The 1248-nt window shown below is 44.4% G+C and carries 2 protein-coding genes; both read right to left on the bottom strand.

The features are described 5' to 3' along the window. On the bottom strand, positions 1–829 hold an 829-nt coding region (locus LZF95_RS26755), incomplete at its 3' end, for a hypothetical protein (protein WP_233758542.1). Further along, positions 820–1248: FAD-dependent oxidoreductase (locus LZF95_RS26750; RefSeq protein ID WP_233758541.1), on the bottom strand; the 429-nt coding region annotated here is incomplete at its 5' end. The genes LZF95_RS26750 and LZF95_RS26755, both read right to left, overlap by 10 nt.

Genomic DNA, 1248 nt, shown 5'->3' with positions numbered 1-1248 from the left:
TATGAAAACTATTAAGACTCTCCCCCAAAGAAGCTCCCCCAGCCAATAATTGTGGCGTTGGAACTCCATAGCGAAAAAAATAATATATTGGATGGAGTAACACCAATACTGTAGCGCCAATAGCCCAAAACACCTCCTGCCATGTAAATGGTTTATATCTTAACCATACCACCCGATAAAAAAACGGGACAAAAGCGACGAGTGAAAAAGAGGGGTTCTGTGCTGACGCTACTGCCAAGCAAAAAGAGCTTGCAAGATAGCGACATTGGGAAAATAGAACAACAGCAAGTAAGGTAAAGACGTACGTATAAAGCTCTGTGTGTACCTTATTTAAATACCAAAGCACGGGGGAAAAAAAAGTCATGATGGCTACTACAAGTACACCACGCCAGCCGGTAAAGCGAAATACAATAGAAAAAAGAACCGCTAGCAGTATGTGATGAAGTAGTAGAAAACCATGGTGCGCATCGATAGCAACATCCACCAGATACAAGGGCAAAGCAACACAAAACGCTAAAAAGCTATATAACCAAAAATGATTAAAATCTGCTGTCTCTCCAACACGTAGCGACGGAAAGGAACTGGCCAGCCGATCCGCAGAAACATGGCCCAAAATTTCACTTTGATTTACAAAAACTTCATACGCCTCGAAAGAAGACGCTGTCATCCAGGGCCGTAGCGTCTCAACCCAGGCGTAGTAGAGCGCATAGTACTCTCCGCCATCCCCAACTCTATAAGTGGCAGAGTTCAAGAAACTGTAGAAAATGACCCCTAAAACCAACACAAATGAAATATAGGGAAGCAGCAAGCGAAAAAGCCTCATCTGCACTCCACCATATGCTTAGCTACCGCAAGCCCTTCTCGTATAGCATAATTTGTACCGCGATCCTCCGGGTAGATATGTGCCATTGTAGAAACAAAAGCATTTTCAAAAGGTGTGCTTCTGCCCGGCAAGTAACTCGAATAACCTCGCTCCGTAACCGGCTGGGCATATTCAGCCCGCCACACTTTATAGTCAACCACCCACGAATCATCCAACTGTGGAAACATTCGCTTCAAATGCTTCATAGCAAAGTCAAAATACTGCTCATCCGAGTAATCCCAAACAGGATCTTCAACGGCAAGATAACGCGAAAGATACGCAATGTGCGACCCATTGTAATGATCGGGCGAATCGAAATTTGTATGCTCAATAACACCCACAAATGGAAAGCCAGGGTCGTTCACGTTAAGCCAATACGTCTGCGA

The organism is Algoriphagus sp. AGSA1 (genome assembly GCF_021390545.1).
Taxonomy (GTDB): Bacteria; Bacteroidota; Bacteroidia; order Cytophagales; family Cyclobacteriaceae; genus Algoriphagus.
This window is presented reverse-complemented; position numbering and strand designations above follow the sequence as displayed.